This window comes from Streptacidiphilus jiangxiensis (genome assembly GCF_900109465.1).
Taxonomy (GTDB): Bacteria; Actinomycetota; Actinomycetes; order Streptomycetales; family Streptomycetaceae; genus Streptacidiphilus; species Streptacidiphilus jiangxiensis.
On record NZ_FOAZ01000002.1, the window covers coordinates 206,409 to 221,499 of the forward strand.

16 protein-coding genes are annotated in these 15,091 nt (G+C 73.4%); 6 read left to right on the forward strand and 10 right to left on the reverse strand.

Annotation, left to right across the window (positions count from 1 at the left end; all coding sequences use genetic code 11):
* The first annotated feature begins 21 nt into the window (after positions 1-21).
* Complete coding sequence (locus tag BMY61_RS04370; RefSeq protein ID WP_042448611.1) at positions 22-495, forward strand: carboxymuconolactone decarboxylase family protein; 474 nt, start codon at positions 22-24, stop codon at positions 493-495.
* A 67-nt stretch (positions 496-562) separates the two neighbouring features.
* On the opposite strand, the gene BMY61_RS04375 is transcribed toward BMY61_RS04370, so the two are convergent.
* The 3 genes from BMY61_RS04375 to BMY61_RS04385 are packed head-to-tail and all read right to left on the reverse strand — an operon-like array spanning position 563 to position 3,541.
* Complete coding sequence (locus BMY61_RS04375; RefSeq protein ID WP_042448614.1) at positions 563-1,540, reverse strand: ABC transporter substrate-binding protein; 978 nt, start codon at positions 1,538-1,540, stop codon at positions 563-565.
* Between the two features lie 22 nt (positions 1,541-1,562).
* A complete protein-coding gene (locus BMY61_RS04380) occupies positions 1,563-2,729 on the reverse strand; it encodes an ABC transporter permease (protein WP_236656048.1) in 1,167 nt (388 codons plus the stop codon).
* Positions 2,726-3,541: an ATP-binding cassette domain-containing protein gene (locus BMY61_RS04385; RefSeq protein ID WP_042448616.1), complete on the reverse strand. Its 816-nt coding sequence runs from the start codon at positions 3,539-3,541 to the stop codon at positions 2,726-2,728. The genes BMY61_RS04380 and BMY61_RS04385 overlap by 4 nt, the downstream gene beginning before the upstream one ends.
* Before the next feature lie 175 nt (positions 3,542-3,716).
* On the opposite strand from BMY61_RS04385, the gene BMY61_RS04390 reads away from it, so the two are divergent.
* Positions 3,717-4,769, forward strand: coding sequence for a LacI family DNA-binding transcriptional regulator (locus BMY61_RS04390; RefSeq protein ID WP_042448619.1), 1,053 nt, complete (start codon positions 3,717-3,719; stop codon positions 4,767-4,769).
* Here BMY61_RS04390 and BMY61_RS47410 read toward each other — a convergent pair.
* The gene (locus tag BMY61_RS47410) at positions 4,759-4,944 is read right to left on the reverse strand and encodes a hypothetical protein (RefSeq protein WP_042448622.1); all 186 of its coding nucleotides are present in this window, start codon (positions 4,942-4,944) and stop codon (positions 4,759-4,761) included. The two genes, BMY61_RS04390 and BMY61_RS47410, sit on opposite strands and share 11 nt — an antisense overlap.
* Positions 4,945-4,991: 47 nt before the next feature.
* Positions 4,992-5,498, reverse strand: a complete 507-nt coding sequence (locus BMY61_RS04400; protein ID WP_143094161.1) for a hypothetical protein — start codon at positions 5,496-5,498, stop codon at positions 4,992-4,994.
* Between the two features lie 211 nt (positions 5,499-5,709).
* Here BMY61_RS04400 and BMY61_RS04405 point away from each other — a divergent pair, with 211 nt between their 5' ends.
* Positions 5,710-5,973 carry a DUF2630 family protein gene (locus tag BMY61_RS04405; RefSeq protein ID WP_042448882.1) on the forward strand — a complete coding sequence of 88 codons (264 nt, stop codon included), beginning with the start codon at positions 5,710-5,712 and terminating at the stop codon, positions 5,971-5,973.
* A 27-nt stretch (positions 5,974-6,000) separates the two neighbouring features.
* Positions 6,001-6,708 carry an SDR family NAD(P)-dependent oxidoreductase gene (locus BMY61_RS04410; protein ID WP_042448628.1) on the forward strand — a complete coding sequence of 236 codons (708 nt, stop codon included), beginning with the start codon at positions 6,001-6,003 and terminating at the stop codon, positions 6,706-6,708.
* Between the two features lie 18 nt (positions 6,709-6,726).
* On the opposite strand, the gene BMY61_RS04415 is transcribed toward BMY61_RS04410, so the two are convergent.
* Complete coding sequence (locus BMY61_RS04415; RefSeq protein ID WP_042448631.1) at positions 6,727-9,666, reverse strand: aminotransferase; 2,940 nt, start codon at positions 9,664-9,666, stop codon at positions 6,727-6,729.
* A gap of 220 nt (positions 9,667-9,886) precedes the next feature.
* On the opposite strand from BMY61_RS04415, the gene BMY61_RS04420 reads away from it, so the two are divergent.
* Entirely contained in the window at positions 9,887-11,068 is a 1,182-nt protein-coding gene (locus BMY61_RS04420) for an NADH:flavin oxidoreductase (RefSeq protein ID WP_042448635.1), read from the forward strand.
* Positions 11,069-11,080: 12 nt separating this feature from the next.
* Here the strand turns inward: BMY61_RS04420 and BMY61_RS04425 are convergent, their stop codons facing one another.
* The gene (locus BMY61_RS04425) at positions 11,081-12,496 is read right to left on the reverse strand and encodes an amidase (RefSeq protein WP_042448638.1); all 1,416 of its coding nucleotides are present in this window, start codon (positions 12,494-12,496) and stop codon (positions 11,081-11,083) included.
* A 129-nt stretch (positions 12,497-12,625) separates the two neighbouring features.
* Here BMY61_RS04425 and BMY61_RS04430 point away from each other — a divergent pair, with 129 nt between their 5' ends.
* Entirely contained in the window at positions 12,626-13,492 is an 867-nt protein-coding gene (locus tag BMY61_RS04430) for a Gfo/Idh/MocA family protein (RefSeq protein WP_042448642.1), read from the forward strand.
* 36 nt (positions 13,493-13,528) lie between these two features.
* Here the strand turns inward: BMY61_RS04430 and BMY61_RS04435 are convergent, their stop codons facing one another.
* From BMY61_RS04435 to BMY61_RS45895, 3 genes are all read right to left on the reverse strand, one after another.
* A complete protein-coding gene (locus BMY61_RS04435) occupies positions 13,529-14,389 on the reverse strand; it encodes an amidase domain-containing protein (RefSeq protein ID WP_042448645.1) in 861 nt (286 codons plus the stop codon).
* Positions 14,390-14,581: 192 nt separating this feature from the next.
* A complete protein-coding gene (locus BMY61_RS04440) occupies positions 14,582-14,875 on the reverse strand; it encodes a DUF1330 domain-containing protein (protein ID WP_042448648.1) in 294 nt (97 codons plus the stop codon).
* A gap of 44 nt (positions 14,876-14,919) precedes the next feature.
* The gene (locus BMY61_RS45895) at positions 14,920-15,084 is read right to left on the reverse strand and encodes a hypothetical protein (protein WP_161791265.1); all 165 of its coding nucleotides are present in this window, start codon (positions 15,082-15,084) and stop codon (positions 14,920-14,922) included.
* Positions 15,085-15,091 lie beyond the last annotated feature (7 nt).

Sequence of the window (15,091 nt, forward strand, 5' to 3'; positions counted from 1 at the left end):
AGAACGACCGAGGAGATCACCATGGAACCGCGTCTGAACCTGTTCGGCAGCAGCATCGGCGCCTCCTTCTTCAAGTACATCAACTCCGCGGGCAAGGTGGTCCACGACTCCGGTGTCCCGCACGCCACGCAGGAGCTGGTGAAGATCAGGGCGAGCCAGATCAACGGCTGCGGCTTCTGCACCGACATGCACACCAAGGACGCCACCGCTGCCGGGGAGACCTCCGTCCGCCTCAACCTGGTGGCGACCTGGCGCGAGGCCACGATCTTCACCGAGGCCGAGCGAGCGGCGCTGGAGCTGGCCGAGGAGGGGACCAGGATCGCCGACGCGGCCGGAGGCGTCTCCGACGAGGTGTGGGAGGCCGCGGCCAAGCACTACGACGAGGAGCAGTTGGCCGCGCTCATCGGCCTGATCGCGGTCATCAACGCGTACAACCGGATCAACGTGATCAACCGCCAGCCGGCGGGCGACTACGTGCCGGGCATGTTCGGCTGATCCGGCACGACCGCGCCGCCGGGCCCCGACTCCCGTGGAGTCGGGGCCCGGTGCGTGCACGTCGTGGTCAGCAGGAGGCCTTGTAGACGTACTTGGCGATCTGCGGGTCGCTCAGGTTGTCCTTGGTGATGGCGACCATCGTGGTGCCGATCGACGCCTGCACCGGCTTGCCGGCCAGCGCGGCGGCCAGCTGGTCGACGGCCTGGGTGCCGATCGCGGCCGGGTCCTGGGCGACCAGGACCTGCAGCGTGCCGTTCTTCAGCGCCGTGATCTCGTCAGGTTCGGCGTCGAAGGCCGCGACCTTGACCTGGCCCTGCTTGCCCGCCTGGGACAGGCCCGTGGCCACGCCCTGGCCGGTGTTGGTGTTGCCCGCGAACACACCGCCGAGGTCCGGGTGGGCGGCCAGCGTCGACTGGATCTGCGAGGCGGCCGTCGCGGGCAGGTCGTTGTCGTAGAGGGTCGGCAGCACCTTGATGTTCGGATACTTGGCCATCTCCTCGGTGAAGCCCTTGATCCGGGCGTCCGTGGTGGAGATGCCGGGCTTGACGCTGATGACGATGACGGAGCCCCTCTCCCCCATCTGCTGGGCGAGTGCGTCCGCGGCGACCTGGCCGCCCTTCTCGTTGTCGGACGAGATCCGGGTGATGCCCACGGACGGGTCCGTCACCGAGGTGTCGACCAGCGCGATCTTCGTGCCCGAGGACTGGATCTGCTTCAGCGAGGGCGTGAGCGCCTCGGTGTCCACCGGCGAGACCATCAGGCCGTCCGGACGGGCGGCGGCCACGGAGTCGATCAGCGGGCGCTGCACCGAGACGTCCCACTGCGCGGAGCCGTCGGCGGTGAACGCCAGGCCCCTGGCCTTCGCCTCCGCCTGTGCGGCGCAGGTCATGGTGATGTAGAAGGGGTCGCTCTTCACGCCCGTGATCAGCGTGATCTTCTTCTGGGCGGTGCTGCCCGGACCGTTGGCGCTCGACGAACAGGCCGCGGTGGTGGCCAGGACGAGGGCCGCGCCGGCGACCACCAGCACAGTGCGTCGTTTCGACATGGTGGTTCTCCTCTCTGCTGCTTCAGGTGCGCTCGCGCGTGCGGCGGCGCATCTGGTCGAGGTGGACGGCGGCGACCAGGACCACGCCCACCGCCACGTCCTGCCAGTACTGCTGGACGCCGATGACGATCAGTCCGGTGGTCAGCACCGCCGGGATGAAGACGCCGATCACGGTGCCGAGCACGGAGCCGCGACCGCCGAAGAGGCTGGTGCCGCCGAGCACCACGGCGGTGATCACCCGCAGGTTGTCGGTGGAGTGCCCCGCGATCGAGGTCGTGCCGTAGGAGGCCAGCCACATCACCGCGCCGAGCCCGGCCAGCAGGCCCATCAGCGCGTACACCTTGACGAGGTGTCGGCCCACCGCGACGCCCGCGCGGCGGCTCGCCGCCGGGTTGGAGCCGATGGCGAAGGTGTGGGTGCCGAAGCGCGTGGTGCCCAGCAACAGCCCGAAGGCCAACGTGACGACGGCGGCGAGGATCACCAGCCAGGGGATGCCGAGCAGCTTGCCGTACCCGAGGCTGTTCTGCAGGTGCGCGGCGGCCGCGTCGGCGGGGTCCTGGCCGCCGGTGGCCAGCTCGGCGATGCCGAGTGCCGCGCCGAGCCCGCCGAGGGTGACGATCAGCGGCGGCACCTTGCCGGTGGCGACCACCAGCCCCTGCAACGCGCCCCAGGCCGCGCCCACGCCCAGCGCGATCAGCGCGCAGACGGCGACCGTCCACCAGCCGGCGTCGGCGCCGCCGTGGTGGATGTTGTACTCGCCCGCGGCGACGGCCGCGAGCACGAGCACCGAGCCGATCGACAGGTCGATGCCGGCGGTGATGACGACGAAGGTCATACCGACGCCGAGGACGAGGTAGATGGCGGCGTTGACGGCGATCTGGGTCAGGTCGTAGGTGGTGAAGAAGGTGCGGGGCGCGGCGAGGGTGAAGAAGACGACGAGCCCGGCGAGGATCAGGAAGGTCCACACCTCGCTGACGGAGGCGGCGCGGAGCAGCAGCGGCCGCGCCGCCGCGGTGGGCGCGGGGACGGTGGCGGGCGCCGCCGGGGCGGCCGGACGCCCGGCCCCGGGCGCGGGAGCAGCCGTTGATGCAGCACCCTGCGAGGCGTCGCGAGACACGGAAGTCGGGCCGGCGAGCGAGTCCGGCGGCCGGTCGTCGGGTTCCCGGTCGGTGGCACCGGTCGTGGTCATCGCGCCTCCTCCTCGCCGCGCGCGTCCTCTTCGCCGCCGACGACCGCGGCGGCAGCCTGTTCGCGGTCCAGGGAGCCGGTCATCGCGCCGACCAGCTCCTCGATGGTGGTGTCGGCGGCGCGGAGCGAAGCGACCCGGCGACCGAGCCGCAGCACCTCCACGCGGTCCGCCACCGAGAGCACCTCCGGCATGTTGTGGCTGATCAACACGACCGCGATGCCGCGTTCGGCGACGCGGCGCACGGTGTCCAGCACACGGGCCCGTTGGACGACGCCGAGCGCCGCCGTCGGTTCGTCGAGGAAGATGACACGGTGGGCGAAGGCGACCGCGCGCGCCACCGCGACCGACTGCCGCTGGCCGCCGGAGAGCGTCGCCACCGGTGCGGACGGGTCCTTGAGCGTGACGCCCAACTCCGCGAAGGCGCGCACCGCCTCGCGGCGCATCGTGGTCCGGTCGAGCACCCCGAGGCGCCCCAGCAGTCCGCCGCGCAGCAGCTCCCGACCCAGGTAGAGATTGGTCGGCGCGTCCAGGTCCTGCGCCAGGGAGAGGTCCTGGTAGACCGTCTCCACACCCAGCCGCTGGGCGTCCTGGGGGCCGGAGAAGCGGACGAGCCTCCCGTCGAGCAGGATCTCGCCCGCATCCGGGGCGACGACGCCCGACAGGACGTTGACGAGCGTGGACTTGCCCGCTCCGTTGTCGCCGACCAGGGCGACGACCTCGCCCGCGTGGGCGCGGAAGTCGGCGCCCTGCAACGCCTGCACGTGCCCGAACCGCTTGACCACGCCGCGTGCTTCCAGCAACGGCTCCGTCACGGCCCACCTCCTCCGTGCGACAACGTTGTCGTCGTGGGTCGATTGCACCCGCAAGCTGACGGAACGTCAATCCCTTTGGCAGGATGAATCATCCCTCCTCTTCCCGGGCAACGTTGTCTATGCTGGGCGCCGTCGGGTGTTCCCGCACGCTTCCCGGAGGGGTCGGTGGCCGCAGATGCCAGCCAGCACGGATCGTCCCGGCTTCCGCCCCGCTCCCCCGGTCCGGCCCACCATGAAGGACGTGGCCGCGGCGGCGGGGGTCGGGCTCAAGACCGTCTCCCGTGTCGTCAACGGCGAGCCCGGGGTCAGCGAGGACACCGCGCGCCGGGTCCGTTCCGTGATCGACGCGCTGGGATTCCGCCGCAACGACGGAGCACGGCTGCTGCGCCAGGGCGCCCGGACGGGCAGCGTCGGACTGCTGCTGGAGGACGTGGCCGACCCGTTCTACTCACAGCTGAGCCGGGCGGTCGAGGAGGTGGTGCGGGCCCATGGCTCGCTGCTGCTGACGGGCTCCTCCGCCGAGGACTCCGCGCGCGAACGCGAACTCGCCCTGGGCTTCTGTGCGCGCCGGGTCGACGGACTGGTGGTGGTCCCCACTTCGGCCGACCACGCTTACCTCGCACCGGAGTTGACGGCCGGAACGGCGATGGTCAGCGTGGATCGGCCGATGCCCGGCCTGGACGTGGACACCGTTCTCGCCGACAACCGCACCGGCGCCGCCACCGGTGCCTCGCACCTGCTGCGGCAGGGCCACCGCCGGATCGGTTATCTCGGCGACGCGCCGGACATCTACACCGCCGCGGAGCGTCTGGCCGGCTACCGCGAGGCGATGGCCGCGGCGGGCTGCCCCGTCGAGGAGCCGTGGGTCGCCATGGGCCGCCCGGACCCGCTGGAGCTGCGCTTCGCTCTGGCCCGCATGCTCACCGGCCCCGAGCCGGTGACGGCGCTGCTGTGCGGCAACAACCGCACCACCGTCGCGGTCCTGCGCGAACTGGCCGGACGGGTGGAGCGCCCGGCGCTGGTGGGCTTCGACGACTTCGAACTCGCCGACCTGCTGGCGGTGCCGGTCACGGTGGTGGCGCAGGACCCGGCTCTGATGGGCCGCACCGCCGCCGAGCTCCTCTTCCGCCGCCTGCGCGGAGAGACGGCGGCGGCGCAGCAGGTCGTCGTCCGCACCCGTCTCGTGCCGCGCGGTTCCGGCGAGCTGACCCCGCCGGCTACGCGCTGAAGCCTGCCTCGGCGAGCGCGACGTCGATGCGCGCCCGGTGGTCCGCCTGCCAGTCGTCGAGGGTCTGCGCGGCCTCCTTCAACGGGCGGATGCCCAGGTCCATCACCTGGCCGGCGCCGACGACGTCGGCCAGGGTGGTCGGAGACAGGTCGGCGAATTCCTTGATCGAATGCATTCGCCCAACGTAGCAATCGCACCCCGTGGCAACCCGGGAGCACGGGCCTACGGCTGCGGCACGTACCGCACCGCGAGGGTGGCCGGGTGGGCCGTGGGGCTGCTCGGGGCGGGGGTGAAGACGACGGTGCCGGTGCCGGCGCACGGCAGGACCAGGCTCGTCGGGATCGGCGCCTTCACGGCGTAGAAGTCGAGCGTCACCGGCGCGGTGACCGAGGCGACGCCGAAGCTCACGACGACGCTGGTGGCCGCGGCGCCGGTGTAGCCGACGTCGGCGGTGCCCGAGGCCGCGGCGGGCAGGACGTCGACGGTCTGGCCTGCCAGCGGGTGGCCCGTCTCGCCCGGCGTCAGCGGGCCGAAGCAGGCCATCTGGATCGCGGCGTCGACGCCCGCGCCGTTGACCTGGCCGGTGAAGAACTGGTCGGGGCCGATCGGCGCGGGGTCGACGACGCCGTCGGCGTGCGCGGCGGGGGCGACCGCGGCGGCGAGGCCACAGGCCAGTGCGACCGCGACGATGGCGCGACAAGCCGAGAAGTTGATGGACCGAGCTGCCATGACGTCCTCCCGAAGGTGCGGACCCTTGGGCGTCCGGGCCGGACGCCCGACGGACATGGTGGCGGTCATGACAGGAACAGGGCAATGCCCCCGGGTTGAACAGTCACCGACCGCGACCACACCGGCGCCCCTCGCCCTGCGGAACCGCATGAAGCGCGGGAGACTGGGCTCTGATGTGGCCTCGGCCCCGATCCACCGGAGGGTGATCCGCATGACCCAGCAGAGCCCTGGCGGCGACGACTCGATCCTCGCCAGGATCCACGAGCTGGTGGGCGAGGAGCGGGAGCTGCGCGACCAGCTCTCCGCCCAGCGCATCGACGCCGACACCGAACGCGACCGTCTGGCCGCGCTGGAGACCCAGTTGGACCAGTGCTGGGACCTCCTGCGGCAGCGGCGCGCCCGTATCGACGCGGGCCAGGACCCGGACGACGCCCGCGTGCGTCCCGCCTCGGAGGTCGAGAACTACCTGTCCTGACGTGCCGCCTCGGGCACGATGGTGCGTATGACGACGACACTGATCACCGGGGCCAACAAGGGCCTCGGCTTCGAGACCGCACGTCGGCTGCTGGCCCAGGGCCACACCGTCTACGTGGGCAGCCGGGACGCGGGGCGCGGCCGGGAGGCCGCCGCCCGGCTCGGCGCGCGGTTCGTCCAGTTGGACGTCACCGACGACGCCTCCGTCGAGGCGGCCGCGAAGTCGGTCGCGGCCGACGGCGGGCTGGACGTGCTGGTCAACAACGCCGGGATCGAGGAGTACGCGCCGGACGGCGGCATCGTCGGAGCGGCGGAGCTGACCGCGGACGTGATGCGGACCGTGCTGGAGACCAACGTGGTCGGCCTGGTGCGGGTCACCCACGCGTTCCTGCCGCTGCTGGAGCGCTCCGCCGCACCGGTCGTCGTGAACGTCAGCAGCGGCCTGGCCTCGGTCGCCTCGGTGGCCGATCCCTCGCACCGGACCCACGGCTACCCCGGCGTCGCCTACCCCGCCTCGAAGGCGGCGGTGAACATGGTGACGGTGCAGTTCGCCAAGGCGTTCCCGGCGATGCGGATCAACGCCGTCGAGCCGGGCCACACCGCCACCGACCTGAACCGGAACGCAGGTCGGCAGACGGTGGAACAGGGCGCGGAGGTCATCGTGCAGTTGGCCTCGATCGGCCCCGACGGGCCGACCTGCGGCTACTTCGACGCGCGCGGACCGCTCACCTGGTGACCGTCACCGGCACGAGCCTCACCAGCCCAGCTCGCCGAGGGCCCGGTCCAGCATCGCGGTGAAGAAGTCGACGGCCTCGGCGTCGATGCACAGCGGCGGCTTGATCTTCAGCACGTTGAGGTGGTCGCCGGTGGGCTGGACCACGACGCCGAGGTCGAGCATCCGGTCGCACAGGGCGGCCGTCTCCTCGGTGGCAGGCTCCAACGTGGTGCGGTCACGGACCAGTTCGAGGCCGAGATAGAGCCCGGAACCGTGGACGGCACCGACCAGCGGGTGCCGGTCGCCGAGCGCCTCCAGACCGGCCTTCAGCCGCGCGCCGACGCGGACGGCGTTGCCCTGGAGGTCCTCGTCGCGCAGGACGTCGAGGACGGTGCTGCCGACGACACAGGAGACGGGGCTGCCGCCGGTGGAGGAGAAGAAGTAGCCCTGGTCGCGGTAGCGTTCGGCGACCTCGCGGGAGGTGATGACGGCGCCGAGCGGGTGTCCGTTGCCCATCGCCTTGGCCACGCAGACGATGTCGGGGACGACGCCCTGCTGCTCGAAGCCCCAGAACCAGTGGCCGAGCCGGCCGTAGCCGACCTGCACCTCGTCGGCGACGGCCAGGCCGCCGTGGCGGCGGACGGCCGCGTAGACCTGCTCCAGGTAGCCGTCGGGCAGGGCGACGCCGCCGGCGTTGCCGTACCAGGTCTCGCCCAGAAAGGCACCGGGCGCCCGTCCGGCGGCCGCGAGTTCGTCGATCGCGGCCACGGCCTCGGGAGCGTAGCGCACGGCGTCGGCGCCGCGGTGGCGACCGCGGTAGGAGTTCGGCGAGTCGACGGTGTGCACCCAGCGCGGGCGGGTCTCCAGCGCGTTGGGGTTGTCCTGCAGTGAGGTGGAGACGGCGTCGGAGGCGTAGGTCCAGCCGTGGTAGGCCTCCCGGAGCGCCACCACGTCCTCCTGACCGGTTGCGCCGATCGCCAGCCGGATGCCCAGATCCACGGCCTCGGAGCCGGAGTTGACCAGGAAGACGGTGTCCAGCGGCTCGGGCAGCAGCGCGGTCAGGCGCTCGGTGAACTCCACGACGGCGCCGTAGTGGAAGCGGGAGTTGGTGTTGAGGCGACGCAACTGCCGGGCGACGGCGCGTTCGACGGCCGGGTGGGCGTGGCCGATCGCGCTGACGTTGTTGACGATGTCGAGATAGGCGCGGCCCTGGTCGGAGGCCAGGTGGTGGCGCCAGCCGCGCTCGATGCGGGGCGGCTGGTCGTAGTAGTGGCCCTGCACGGAGGCGAACGAGGCGTCCCGACGCGCCAACAGCGCAGCATCGTCCTCCGCCTGACGTGTCGGCAGGCCGAGCAGCGGCGCGGGGTCCGCGGTGAGCGCGAGCCAGCCGGACGCGTACTCGGGGCGCACGAGCGGCGGCACCTCCGGCACGCCGGCGCGGTGCAGCGCCACGAACAGGCGGGCGCCCGCGGGCAGGACCGACAGCCGCTCGCCCGCCCGGACCTGCGCGCCCGGCGCGAGGTTCGTCCGGACGTCCACCCCGGCCAGGCGCAGCGTCAGCGCGCCGAGATCCAGGTCGAGCCGGCCCGGCTCCGCGACCAGGACGCCCGCGTCGACGGGTGCCTGGAGTTCGGCCGCACGGCCGAGCCGCAGTTCGGCGCCGGTGGGCACGGTGGCCTGGGAGTCGGAGCTCAGCACGCGGGACCGGCTCAGCCGGGCCTGCCCGTAGGGCGCGACGGTGACGGCCGCGCCGTCGGCCAGCAGCGTGCGGGCGAGCCGCTCCTCCAGGCCGGGCTCCAGCCAGGCGCCGTGGTCCATGGCGTCCGAGTCGGTGGCCAGGTCGAGCAGGGCCGACTCGGTCGGCTTGAGGTCGGCGAGCAGCGGCACGCCGGGCACCAGGGTGGGCTGCTCGTCGGCGAGACCGAGGCGGTGCAGGAACAGCCCGGTCATGACCTCCGTCGGCACGCTGACGGCCTGCTCGAGGATCCGCCACTCACGGTCGAGGGCGGCGCGCACGTAGGCGTTGCTCTCACCGTCGATCGCGGCCTGCTGGCGACCGCTCGCCACGAGCGTGGCGGCGCGCAGCACCACCAGCGGCCACAACGCACGCGCCTCCGCAGCGGAGAGCGGCCGCTCGGCGTGGAAGGCGGCGACGGCGGGCAGCACGGCGTGCGGCTCGACGCCGTCGTGGTGCAGCAGCGAGGAGAGCGGGATGGCCAGCTCGGTGACGGCCCAGCTGGTGGCGACGTCGCCGAAGTCGATGACGCCGTCGGGCAGCGGCACGGGCCCGCCGGTGGAGACGAGGTTGTCGTCGGTGAGGTCCATGTGGACGGCCTGACGCGGCAGCTCCGCCCGCAGGGCTTCGAGCGCGCGCCAGGCGTCGGTGGCGGCGGTCGCGACGGCGGCGCGCTGGGCCGGGTCGGTGACGTGGGGCAGCAGCAGCGCAATGACGCGGTCGGCGTGCTGGAGGTCCCACTGGAGCACCCGGTCCAGGCCGGGGTGCGCGAAGTCGGCCAGGGTGGCGCTGACACTGCCCGCGATGCGTCCCATGGCGGCCACGGCGCGTGGCGGCAGGTGACGGGAGCCCGTCAGCGTGCCACCGGACAGGTGCCGCAGCAGCCGGGCGACGACCGGCCCGGAGCCGGTCTCCACCACGGCGGCCCGCCGGGTACCGTCCGGGCGGCGCAGCACGGTCGCGACCCGCAGCTCGGGACGGGCGGTGGCGATGGCGTCGGCGGCCAGGTCCTGCGCCTCGACCTCGGCGAGACTGAACGCCGGATTGGCGATCTTCAGCACCGCGAGGATCGCGCCGTCCTCCACGCCGTCGCCCTCCCCGCGCACCAGGAAGTTGGCGTCCTGTTGGCTGCCGAGCCCCTCGACCCGGCCGGGCACGCCCAGCTCCGCGGCGATCCGCCGTGCCTCCTCGTCGCTGATCTGCGGCGCGGGCAGCGCCTCGTGGGCGAAGAAGTCGACGTTCATGTGTCTTCCTGGCGACTCGGGCATGGCGGGTGCCCCCCACCATACAAGCCGATCACGTGCTTGGCGAGTGGCAGACGCTCGAATCGAGTGTGACAACAATCGATTCAACTGTCGGCTCACTGGAGGGCGGCCCAGCTCCCCGAGCCGTGGGCATGGTGATCCCGGCTCCGGTCCGTCATGCTGCGAACCGACCGCGCCCCGCAACGACGGGAGAGAAGCCGTGTCCGTCCCCTACGTCTTCGAGCCGACGCGCCTCGGGCCGGTGGCCCTGCGGAACCGGATCATCAAGGCCGCGACGTTCGAGGGCCGCACCCGCGACGCCCTGGTCTCCGACGAGCTGATCGAGTTCCACCGGCGACACGCCGCCGGCGGGGTGGGCATGACGACGGTGGCCTACTGCGCCGTCGCGCCCGAGGGGCGCACCGAGCGGCGGCAGATCTGGATGCGGCCGGAGGCGGTGCCGGGGCTGCGTCGGCTGGCCGACGCGGTGCACGCGGAGGGAGCAGCGGTCTCCGCGCAGATCGGGCACGCCGGGCCGGTCGCCGACGGGCGGTCGAACCGGCTGCCGGCACTGGCACCGTCCGGGTCCTTCAGTCCGCAGTCGGGCCGGCGGGTACGGGCGGCGACGCCGGAGGACATCGCACGGATCACCCGGGCCCATGCGGACGCCGCGCGGCTGGCGATCGAGGCCGGCTTCGACGCCGTGGAGGTGCACCTCGGCCACAACTACTTCGCCAGCTCCTTCCTCAGCCCCCGACTGAACCGGCGCGACGACGCGTACGGCGGCCCGCTCGCCGCCCGCGCCCGCGTGGCGCGCGAGGTCTGCCGGGCCGTGCGCGACGCCGTCGGGGACCGGATCGCGGTGCTGGCCAAGTTCAACATGGACGACGGCGTGCCCGGCGGCCTCTGGCTGGACGAGAGCGTGCGGGTGGCCCGCTGGATCGAGGCCGACGGCAGCGTCGACGCGCTCGAACTGACGGCCGGCAGCTCGCTGTTGAACCCCATGTACCTGTTCCGCGGCGAGGCGCCGCTGCGCGAGTTCGCCGCCGCGATGCCGCAGCCGGTCCGCCTCGGGGTACGCCTGGCGGGCGGGCGGTTCCTGCGCGGCTACCCCTACCAGGAGGCGTTCCTGCTCGACAGCGCCCGGCAGTTCCGCGCGGCACTGAAGCTCCCGCTGGTGCTGCTGGGCGGCGTCACCCGCCGTTCGACCATGGACCTGGCCATGGCCGAGGGCTTCGAGTTCGTCGCCATGGCCCGCGCGCTGCTGCGCGAGCCGGACCTGCCGAACCGGCTGCGGGAGCGGCCGGAGACGCCCTCGCTGTGCGTCCACTGCAACAAGTGCATGCCGACGATCTACAGCGGCACGCGCTGCGTCCTCGCGACCGAGGGGCGGGACGGGTGACCGGACGAGCCGTCAGCGCCCGAGGTGGGCGGGCGGGCGGAGGAGGTCCCAGCGGCGGTCCGCCTCCAGCTGGGCCGCGAGCGAGATCAACCGGGCCTCGGAGGCGTAGGGGCCGAGCAGCTGGCAGCCGATCGGCAGGCCGCTCGCGGTGAAGCCGGCCGGGACGTTGACGCCCGGCCAGCCGACCACGTTCCACGGCCAGGCGTAGGGGCAGGTGGTGATCATCGCCCGGTCCATCGCGCCCGACCCGAGGCCGTCGGTGGCGCCGATGCGCGGCGGCGGGGCGGCCGTCGTCGGCGTCAGCAGCACGTCGACGCCGTCGAAGACAGCACCGATCCGGCGCTGCAGCGGGCGCTCCGCCGCGCGGGCGAGGCGCAGCAGCGGACCGTCGAGAAGGGCGCCACGGCGGATGTTGGTGCGGGTACGCGGATCGAGCAGCGCAGGGTCCGGCACGCGCCGCGCCCAGGCCCGGATCCCGGCCAGGGCGCGCGGCAGCTGGGCGGGACCGACCAGGCCGTAGCGGGGGTCGATCTCGACCACCTCGTGGCCCGACCGGGCCAGGGTCTCGGCCAGTTCGAGCGTTGCCGCGCGAATCTCCGGATCGAGCCGGAGCGGGTGGATGGCGAACGCGGTATGGAAGGACAGGCCGATGCGCAGTCGGCCCGGATCGCGTCGGGCGGCGGGCAGGAACGCCTGCGGGGTGGGTCGGTGCGTGTCCCCCGGCGCGCTGCCGGCGGCGACGTCCAGCAGCAGGGCGGCGTCGGCGACGGTGCGCGCGAGCGGGCCGAACACCGTCAGGCCGTGGAACGGCTCGGGCTCCGGCCAGGCGGAGATCCGGCCGCGCTGCGGCTTGATGCCGACCAGATGGGTCCACGCGGCGGGGATGCGCACCGAACCCGCACCGTCCGATCCGACGGCCGCCGGGACCAGCCCCGCCGCGACCGCGGCGGCGGCGCCGCCGGAGGATCCGCCGGGCGTGCGGTCCAGGTCCCACGGGTTGCGGGTGGCGCCGAAGCCGCGGCCCTCGGTGAAGGCCCACTGTCCGATCTCGGGCGTGTTCGTCTTCCCGACGATCACCGCGCCCGCGGCACGCAACCGGCGCACCACCTCGCCGTCCTCCCGCGCGGGCGGGAACGCCCCGGCGCAGCCGAACGCGGTCGGCTCACCCGTCAGCTCGGTGTCGTCCTTGATCGCCACCGGCACGCCCAGCAACGGCAGTCGCTCCCCCGCCACGAGCCGCCGGTCCGCGTCCTCGGCCTCACCGAGCGCGGCCTCGGCGCGGACCCGCCGGAAGGCGTTGAGCGTCGGCTGCGTCTCCTCGATCCGCGCCAACGACTCCTCGACGGCCGCGCGGGAGGTGAGCCGACCGTCCCTCAGCAGGGCGGCGAGCTCGACGAGTCCGTGCTGCGCGCGGTTCGCTCGGGTCATGGCGGGGCGTCGGCCTTTCGGGACGAGGGCATTACTACTGCACAGTAACGGGGTCGGTGCCCGCGCGTCAGGGAACTCGGGTCAGGCGGGTGCATTCACAAGGCGGAGAGCGGAGCCTAGGCTCGGCGCATGAGTGATCGTCTTGCAGTGGGGCTGGTCGGGGCGGGGCCGTGGGCCGGGTTGGCGCACGCGCCTGCGTTGGCGGGTGGTGAGGGGACGCGGCTCGCGGGCGTGTGGGCGCGGCGCCCGAACGCGGCCCAGGCGGTGGCCGCCCCGCACGGTGCGCCCGTCTTCGGGCGGCTGGAGGAGCTGTTCGACGCCTGCGAGGCGGTCGCGTTCTGCGTCCCGCCGGACGTGCAGGCCGAGTTGGCCCTGCGTGCGGTCCGCGCGGGCAAGGCGGTGCTGCTGGAGAAGCCGCTCGCGCTGGACCTGGAGGCCGCGCGGCGCCTCGCCGACGCCGTCGCCGAGGCCGGCGTGGTGTCCCAGATGGTGCTGACCGCTCGCTACTCCACCGCCACCAGGGAGTTCCTCACCAAGGCCCGCTCGCTCGAACCGCTCGGCGGCATGGGCGTCTTCGCGGGTTCCCTGCACGAGGGCCCGTTCGCCACGCCGTGGCGGCTGGAGCGCGGCGCGCTGCTGGACCTGGGGCCGCACCTGGTCGACCTGCTGGACGCGGCGCTCGGCCCTGTGGTCGGGGTGCGGGCGCAGGGCGATCCGCACGGCTGGGTGGCGTTGACGCTGGAGCACGGGACCGGCGCGGTCAGCCAGGCGTCGATGACCGCCTTCGCGGGCGGCACGCTGCCGCTGCCGAGCGTCGAGGTGGTCGGCGCGCGCGGGCACGCGCGCCTGGACTGGCCGGACACGCTGGAGGAGCCGTTCGCCGTGATGACGGCCGAGTTCGCGCACGCGGTGCGGACCGGCACCGGCCACCCGCTCGACGCCGCGCACGGGCTGCGCCTGCAGGAGCTGCTCGCCGCGGCCGAGGCCCAGCTCTGACGCGGGTGGGGCCGTGGGCCCCACCCGCCTCACCGGTCAGACCTGCGGACCGGCCGGGTCGCCCAGCAGCGGCGCGGTGCCCAGGCGCGGCGCCTGGGTCGTGCCGGAGCCAGACGGCGCGGGCGCGGGCTGGAGCGGGCCGTGCAGCAGCTCCTGCTCCAGCGTCCAGGTCCACACCTCCGCCAGCGCGTCGGGCACCAGTTGGACCAGGTGCGAGGGCGCGAAGTAGTGGTAGCCGTAGCCGTTGCGGGCGTGGTTGTGACCGTCCACGAGCGGCTCGCTGGTCGCCGTCTGGGCCGTCACCACGAGGCCGGTGTGGCTCTTGGTGCCGCCGGGGCCGGCGTAGGTGACCACGACGTCGCCGGGCTGGGCCAGCTCGGGGTGGTCGCCGAGGTCCACGCCGATGCCGCTGTCGTGGAGGTAGTCGGCGAGGTTGTGGTACTGCGGCAGATCGGAGATCAGCAGCAGGTCGTAGACCTCGCCGTTGGGCGCGTGGTAGGTGAAGTAGTCGTTCTGCGGCGCGTCCGGCGACAGGCCCGGGATCAGGCCGGCGGCGGCCAGCGAGCGGGCCACGAACTCGGCGCACTGGTAGTTCGGCTGATCGGCACCGAAGGCGACGGGCGTGCTGTCGTTCCACGCCGTCCAGTTCCAGTGCGCGTTCGCGTAGCGCACCTCGGCGTCGCGCATCAACGTGTCGACCGGGGACGGCTCGTCCGCGGTGCTCGCGTGCGCGCGGGTGTGACCGTGACCGGCGGCGGGCTTGCTCTTCGCCGGCGCGGGCGCGGCGGAGGCGGGCGCGGCCAGGACCGGCGCGGCGCCGAGCGCGAGGGCCGCGACGAACGCGGTCGCGCCGAGGCGCCGGGCGGCGGCCCTGCGGCGGCCGTGGGTGTGACTCATGGATGTCCCTTGCACATGCGACGTCCCGCGCGGCGGGGAGACGACCGCGCGCGGGCGGACGCCTTGTCGATCACGTTCCCCCCTGAGCATGACTACCTCACGGGCCTCGCGCGTTGCGTCGGGACACGCCTCCAAGGGTGTGGATCAGGTGAACAGACGGAGGGTCAGCCTCCGCACGCCCGAGCCGGGCTCTCAGTCGACGCCTTCGACGATGCGGAAGTCACGCTCGACGCCGTCGGCGAGGGCGACCAGCGCCTCCTGGTAGGCCTCGCTCTCGCGCGCCGCGACGGCCTGTTCAAAGCTGTCGAACTCGATCAGGATGGTGCGCTCGGCGATTCCGGCGTCGTGAGCGACGATCCGGGCGCCTCGGGAGAAGACCCGCCCGCCCGCGGCCCGGACGGCCGGACCGGCCAGTCTGTCGTAGGCAGCCAGCTTCTCAGGGTCCGAAATGGTGCGGTAGACACTGACCCAGTAACCCTTGGGCACGGAACCCCCCGTATTCGAAACGTATCTGACGTCGTAGGAGAAATTCAGTTCGATCGTACCCGGCGGCCTGCGGCCCCGGGCGAGCGGCGGGCGAGGGCGAGGCTGGTCAGGGTCGTGATCGCCATCGCGGCGATGCCGACCAGCGCTGCCGTGGTGTAGGCGCCGTCGCTCGGGAAGAGGTGGTCGGCGTCGGTGCCGGCCGTCAGCACCAGGACC